Source organism: Peptoniphilus harei (assembly GCF_900454685.1).
GTDB lineage: Bacteria > Bacillota > Clostridia > Tissierellales > Peptoniphilaceae > Peptoniphilus_A > Peptoniphilus_A harei.
The window spans coordinates 1-6,452 of record NZ_UATM01000034.1 but is presented as its reverse complement, the minus strand read 5'-3'; the positions used below and the strand labels follow the sequence as shown (position 1 = coordinate 6,452).

Genomic DNA, 6,452 nt, shown 5'->3' with positions numbered 1-6,452 from the left:
AAATTTTGATTTATCCATAAAAATATGATTCTTTTTTCAATAAATATAACTTTATATTAAAAGGCAAGGGAGAATATAGAGGAGAGTTTGGTACAGATGAAATAGGTATATATAACAAGAATGGATAATGTATTAGATAAATTACCAGAAAGATTAGAAAATACAATTTCAAAACTAAAAGATACAGAAGAGCAATTTCAAACAGCCAAAATTGAAATACAAAAGACATTTCCACAAGCTGAACTTTTAAAGGATAAGACATTAAGACTTGCAGAAGTAAATAATTTACTAGATATGGGAAAAAGTGAAGATATAAGCCAAGATAATCCATTACTAGAAGAAGTAAAGGAAGAATTGATAGACTTCCTTAACAGAGAATATGATGAAGAAAACAGGTTAGAGGACTTTGATACTATATTTCCTGACTTAACAGATATAGGAAAGCTTATACAACTACACCAGATGAAAAACATGAAATACAAGTAAGTTTAGATTTAATAAATTACAAGATGAACACCTATGTAGATAAGAACCTAATTGACAGCTTTCAATACACCTATGATCCCTTAGATGCAAGTGATTTAAAAGAGCTAGTACAGATAAAGACATCTATTGGATTTTGGATTTTAGTGAGCTTGTATCAGTAAATGAAGAAAAACTGAGAGAAGTAATGGGACTTGAGATAGATGATGATGGCAACTTCTATGATCCATTATCTAAAGATATGGATTTAGACGGAATAATAGATAGAAATGATGCTGATTTTAGAGATAGTAAAGTGCAGGAAATAGGAGATTTTGAAATGAAAGAAAAAACATCTATTATGGATAAATTAAAGGGATATAGGGAGAATTTAGCAGTAAATAATAATATAAAAAGAAATAAATAATAGTGAACCATGTGGCAGATAAAACTTTAAATGATATTATTAGAGGAAAAAGAATATGGAATTTGATAGAGATAGATTTAATGAATTTATTCAAGAAAATTTTTCTTTTGATGGTGCTACTCAGAGAATAATTAACAATATAGTTGAATATGGAATTAAAAATTTTGCCACTTCAGAAGATAAATTAGTTGAATTTATTCAGACTACAATTGATGATCCAACAGTTGAAGAAATCAAACAATTTATTATTAGTGATGAGAAAGAAGAAGAAATAAAAGATTTCACAGATGAGATGGATAAAAAAATAAAAGGAGGAATAGCAATGAATATAAAAAAGGGAAATGTAATTGAAACTGAATTTGGAGACACTATGGTACTGGATGTGAAAGATAATCAAGCGACCTTATTTGACGGAAATCAATTTATTTTAGCCACAGGAGTAGAATTTAATAAAGAAAGTGGAAAGTATGAATGGGATTCTGTTAGATATGCAAGTGATATAAAAACAATAGCAAATATGGAAAATACAAATTTTGAAAGCATGAAGAATACAATAGATTTTTTAGCAGAATATAATCATAAAGAATTTGTAAAAGGTATTATATCTCTTGAAACAGGAGTAGAAAATGAAAATGTTCTTAATAATGCCTATGATAATTATATGAACGATTCAGTTATGGGCTTATTGATGAGAAGTTTATTGAATATATAGACGAAGAAGAGTTAAAAGAAAACTTAGAAGTTAATCAAGAACAAGGAGATAAAGAGATGAAAGATATAGATAATAAAGAGAAGGATACATTAAATATAGATGGAAATATAGCAACTGATATAGAAATTAAAGATTTAAAATCAAAAGATGGGAGGGACTTTAAAGTAGCCTCCTTTTCTATTGCTGAAAATGACAAGGAAGGAAATGCAAAATTCATCAGCTGCTACGCCTATAATGACAAAATCAATCAAGTAAAAAATTTGAAAAAAGGAGATTTTGTACACCTATTTGGCAAAGAAAAGAAAAGTATGGGAAAGGATAATAAGGAATACACAAATCTAAAAGTATACTCTGCAAAGTTATTAAAAGCTAAAGAGCATACTAAAGCAAAAGCATCAACACTAGGAAAATTAAAGGAATTTAAGACTAAAGGGGATATGAAAGTGGATGAAAAGAAGAAAAAGGATAATAGCATAGAAAGGTAAAAGATTATAGGGGGCAGGTTTTAGGATTGCCTTTATTTTTTTGATAAGTTTGCAATATCGGTTATACATTAATATTCTTAATATAATAATGTATAAACATAACAACAAGTTTAAATCAAAAAACTATTAGTAGATAATTAAAATTAATCAGCAATGATCATTAATTTTCATATATGTAATTTTATTTTTGCAATTGATATTAATATATATGATAAAATTTCAAAGTTTTGCGAAATTACGTAAACTTAACAGAATTAGAAAATTGTCCTTGAAATAAACTTTTAGAAGAATCGATTATTCAATATCGTAAATATAGAAAAATAAGACAAAAGTAAGCTGACAAAAATAAGATTAAATAATATTATAAAGACAGTACAACAAAAGTTGTATTTGCGTTGTTTACTAAGATTTAGAAAGGAGAACTTTTATGAAATCAGTTAATGAAGTGAAACTTTGGACGGAAGTTGAAATTGAAGAGCTTGAAGAAAGAGAAGAATATATTTCTTGTTTGTGTTGTTGGAGAATTTAGTATAATTTAACGTTTTTAGCTTTAAAGTTGTGAAACTTAATTAGTGAACAACGCAAAAAAATATGGCGGTGTTGTTATTATTAATGGCATCGCCATAATACTACACATTAGGAGGACTAAACATGGCTATATTAACAAAATATATTTCGTTTTATAATATTAACGAAGAAAATGAATTGATGGTGAATGCACTTTCTGGTGCTATTGATATTATAGATTCGGAAACGAAATCTATAATTCATAAGTTTAGTGAACAAGATAACATTAAAGCTTTGAATGCTAGAGAAAAAAATATATATGATTCTTTGAAGAAAAGAGGATATATATTTGAAGATAGAAATCATGAGTTAAATGAGATGAAACGACAAATGAAAATTCATGAATATTTATGTGATATATCTGTGATTCATGTTATTTGTCCTACTATGTTTTGTAATATGAATTGTGTATATTGTTTTGAACCTTCTAAGGTTAGAAATCAACAAAAAGTTATTAGTGATAATCAATGTCAGTCTATTTGTGATTTTATATATAAAGTAAAAGAGAATAAACCAAATATAAAGCATCGAATTCAATTATTCGGGGGAGAACCTATTCTTCCTATTACCAAAGATATAAATATTAAAATTTTGTCGTTTGCTGAAAAAAATAATATTCCAGTTAGTATAATAACAAATGGAAGTCATGTGGAAAACTACATAAATATTTTTAAAAGATTTGAAAATACGATAGATTCCGTACAGATAACTATTGACGGAATTAAATTAATTCATGATTCTAGAAGAGTTTATAAAAATGGTAAAGGAACATTTGACGATATAGTTAATGGATTGGATTTATTAGTAAATACTAAAATAAGGCAAATAAATTTAAGAGTTAATATAAATCAGTATAATATTAACTACTTAAAAGAGCTTGAAATTTTTTAAAATCAAAAAAAATGGATAGATAGCCCTAATTTTAGTATTTACTAATAAAATCCAATCCATTAACTATATCGTCAAATGTTCCTTTACCATTTTTATAAACTCTTCTAGAATCATGAATTAATTTAATTCCGTCAATAGTTATCTGTACGGAATCTATCGTATTTTTCAAATCTTTTAAAAATATTTATGTAGTTTTCCACATGACTTCCATTTGTTATTATACTAACTGGAATATTATTTTTTTCAGCAAACGACAAAATTTTAATATTTATATCTTTGGTAATAGGAAGAATAGGTTCTCCCCCGAATAATTGAATTCGATGCTTTATATTTGGTTTATTCTCTTTTACTTTATATATAAAATCACAAATAGACTGACATTGATTATCACTAATAACTTTTTGTTGATTTCTAACCTTAGAAGGTTCAAAACAATATACACAATTCATATTACAAAACATAGTAGGACAAATAACATGAATCACAGATATATCACATAAATATTCATGAATTTTCATTTGTCGTTTCATCTCATTTAACTCATGATTTCTATCTTCAAATATATATCCTCTTTTCTTCAAAGAATCATATATATTTTTTTCTCTAGCATTCAAAGCTTTAATGTTATCTTGTTCACTAAACTTATGAATTATAGATTTCGTTTCCGAATCTATAATATCAATAGCACCAGAAAGTGCATTCCCATCAATTCATTTTCTTCGTTAATATTATAAAACGAAATATATTTTGTTAATATAGCCATGTTTAGTCCTCCTAATGTGTAGTATTATGGCGATGCCATTAATAATAACAACACCGCCATATTTTTTTGCGTTGTTCACTAATTAAGTTTCACAACTTTAAAGCTAAAAACGTTAAATTATACTAAATTCTCCAACAACACAAACAAGAAATATATTCTTCTCTTTCTTCAAGCTCTTCAATTTCAACTTCCGTCCAAAGTTTCACTTCATTAACTGATTTCATAAAAGTTCTCCTTTCTAAATCTTAGTAAACAACGCAAATACAACTTTTGTTGTACTGTCTTTATAATATTATTTAATCTTATTTTTGTCAGCTTACTTTTGTCTTATTTTTCTATATTTACGATATTGAATAATCGATTCTTCTAAAAGTTTATTTCAAGGACAATTTTCTAATTCTGTTAAGTTTACGTAATTTCGAAAACTTTGAAATTTTATCATATATATTAATATCAATTGCAAAAATAAAATTACATATATGAAAATTAATGATCATTGCTGATTAATTTTAAATTATCTACTAATAGTTTTTTGATTTAAACTTGTTGTTATGTTTATACATTATTATATTAAGAATATTAATGTATAACCGATATTGCAAACTTATCAAAAAAATAAAGGCAATCCTAAAACCTGCCCCCTATAATCTTTTACCTTTCTATGCTATTATCCTTTTTCTTCTTTTCATCCACTTTCATATCCCCTTTAGTCTTAAATTCCTTTAATTTTCCTAGTGTTGATGCTTTTGCTTTAGTATGCTCTTTAGCTTTTAATAACTTTGCAGAGTATACTTTTAGATTTGTGTATTCCTTATTATCCTTTCCCATACTTTTCTTTCTTTGCCAAATAGGTGTACAAAATCTCCTTTTTCAAATTTTTTACTTGATTGATTTTGTCATTATAGGCGTAGCAGCTGATGAATTTTGCATTTCCTTCCTTGTCATTTTCAGCAATAGAAAAGGAGGCTACTTTAAAGTCCCTCCCATCTTTTGATTTTAAATCTTTAATTTCTATATCAGTTGCTATATTTCCATCTATATTTAATGTATCCTTCTCTTTATTATCTATATCTTTCATCTCTTTATCTCCTTGTTCTTGATTAACTTCTAAGTTTTCTTTTAACTCTTCTTCGTCTATATATTCAATAAACTTCTCATCAATAAGCCCCATAACTGAATCGTTCATATAATTATCATAGGCATTATTAAGAACATTTTCATTTTCTACTCCTGTTTCAAGAGATATAATACCTTTTACAAATTCTTTATGATTATATTCTGCTAAAAAATCTATTGTATTCTTCATGCTTTCAAAATTTGTATTTTCCATATTTGCTATTGTTATATCACTTGCATATCTAACAGAATCCCATTCATACTTTCCACTTTCTTTATTAAATTCTACTCCTGTGGCTAAAATAAATTGATTTCCGTCAAATAAGGTCGCTTGATTATCTTTCACATCCAGTACCATAGTGTCTCCAAATTCAGTTTCAATTACATTTCCCTTTTTTATATTCATTGCTATTCCTCCTTTTATTTTTTTTATCCATCTCATCTGTGAAATCTTTTATTTCTTCTTCTTTCTCATCACTAATAATAAATTGTTTGATTTCTTCAACTGTTGGATCATCAATTGTAGTCTGAATAAATTCAACTAATTTATCTTCTGAAGTGGCAAAATTTTTAATTCCATATTCAACTATATTGTTAATTATTCTCTGAGTAGCACCATCAAAAGAAAAATTTTCTTGAAATAAATTCATTAAATCTATCTCTATCAAATTCCATATTCTTTTTCCTCTAATAATATCATTTAAAGTTTTATCTGCCACATGGTTCACTACTATTATTTATTCTTTTATATTATTATTTACTGCTAAATTCTCCCTATATCCTTTAATTTATCCATAATAGATGTTTTTTCTTTCATTTCAAAATCTCCTATTTCCTGCACTTTACTATCTCTAAAATCAGCATCATTTCTATCTATTATTCCGTCTAAATCCATATCTTAGATAATGGATCATAGAAGTTGCCATCATCATCTATCTCAAAGTCCCATTACTTCTCTCAGTTTTTCTTCATTTACTGATACAAGCTCACTAAAATCCCAAAATCCAATAGATGTCTTTATCTGTACTA

At 26.5% G+C, this 6,452-nt stretch carries 7 protein-coding genes and 2 pseudogenes; 4 read left to right on the top strand and 5 right to left on the bottom strand.

What is annotated here, in order from left to right:
- The 4 genes and pseudogenes from DRZ96_RS10265 to DRZ96_RS10255 all read left to right on the top strand — a co-directional run.
- Positions 1 to 911: pseudogene (locus DRZ96_RS10265) on the top strand (helicase); the annotation flags it as partial.
- Positions 912 to 944: 33 nt separating this feature from the next.
- Entirely contained in the window at positions 945 to 1,601 is a 657-nt protein-coding gene (locus DRZ96_RS11830) for a hypothetical protein (RefSeq protein ID WP_256584882.1), read from the top strand.
- Positions 1,602 to 1,657: 56 nt separating this feature from the next.
- On the top strand, positions 1,658 to 2,086 hold the full coding sequence (locus DRZ96_RS11825) for a single-stranded DNA-binding protein (protein WP_256584881.1): 429 nt from the start codon (positions 1,658 to 1,660) through the stop codon (positions 2,084 to 2,086).
- Positions 2,087 to 2,737: 651 nt separating this feature from the next.
- Positions 2,738 to 3,544, top strand: a complete 807-nt coding sequence (locus DRZ96_RS10255) for a radical SAM protein (RefSeq protein ID WP_256584880.1) — start codon at positions 2,738 to 2,740, stop codon at positions 3,542 to 3,544.
- 131 nt (positions 3,545 to 3,675) lie between these two features.
- Here DRZ96_RS10255 and DRZ96_RS10250 read toward each other — a convergent pair whose 3' ends face one another.
- The 5 genes and pseudogenes from DRZ96_RS10250 to DRZ96_RS12350 all read right to left on the bottom strand — a co-directional run.
- Complete coding sequence (locus DRZ96_RS10250; RefSeq protein WP_256584879.1) at positions 3,676 to 4,158, bottom strand: radical SAM protein; 483 nt, start codon at positions 4,156 to 4,158, stop codon at positions 3,676 to 3,678.
- 800 nt (positions 4,159 to 4,958) lie between these two features.
- Positions 4,959 to 5,135 (bottom strand): hypothetical protein, encoded by a 177-nt coding sequence (locus tag DRZ96_RS11820; RefSeq protein ID WP_256584877.1) that lies wholly within the window; start codon positions 5,133 to 5,135, stop codon positions 4,959 to 4,961.
- The gene (locus DRZ96_RS11815) at positions 5,122 to 5,829 is read right to left on the bottom strand and encodes a single-stranded DNA-binding protein (protein ID WP_256584876.1); all 708 of its coding nucleotides are present in this window, start codon (positions 5,827 to 5,829) and stop codon (positions 5,122 to 5,124) included. Before DRZ96_RS11815 ends, DRZ96_RS11820 begins: the two co-directional genes overlap by 14 nt.
- Positions 5,801 to 6,142, bottom strand: a complete 342-nt coding sequence (locus DRZ96_RS11810) for a hypothetical protein (protein WP_112890599.1) — start codon at positions 6,140 to 6,142, stop codon at positions 5,801 to 5,803. Before DRZ96_RS11810 ends, DRZ96_RS11815 begins: the two co-directional genes overlap by 29 nt.
- Positions 6,132 to 6,452, bottom strand: a pseudogene (locus DRZ96_RS12350) (helicase); the annotation flags it as partial. The pseudogene DRZ96_RS12350 and the gene DRZ96_RS11810, both read right to left, overlap by 11 nt.

Excerpts from the sequence above, each read along its gene's own strand:
- DRZ96_RS11830 (WP_256584882.1), top strand. The coding sequence starts at position 945 with ATGGAATTTGATAGAGATAGATTTAATGAATTTATTCAAGAAAATTTT.
- DRZ96_RS11825 (WP_256584881.1), top strand. The coding sequence starts at position 1,658 with ATGAAAGATATAGATAATAAAGAGAAGGATACATTAAATATAGATGGA.
- DRZ96_RS10255 (WP_256584880.1), top strand. The coding sequence starts at position 2,738 with ATGGCTATATTAACAAAATATATTTCGTTTTATAATATTAACGAAGAA.
- DRZ96_RS11820 (WP_256584877.1), bottom strand. The coding sequence starts at position 5,135 with ATGGGAAAGGATAATAAGGAATACACAAATCTAAAAGTATACTCTGCA.
- DRZ96_RS11815 (WP_256584876.1), bottom strand. The coding sequence starts at position 5,829 with ATGAATATAAAAAAGGGAAATGTAATTGAAACTGAATTTGGAGACACT.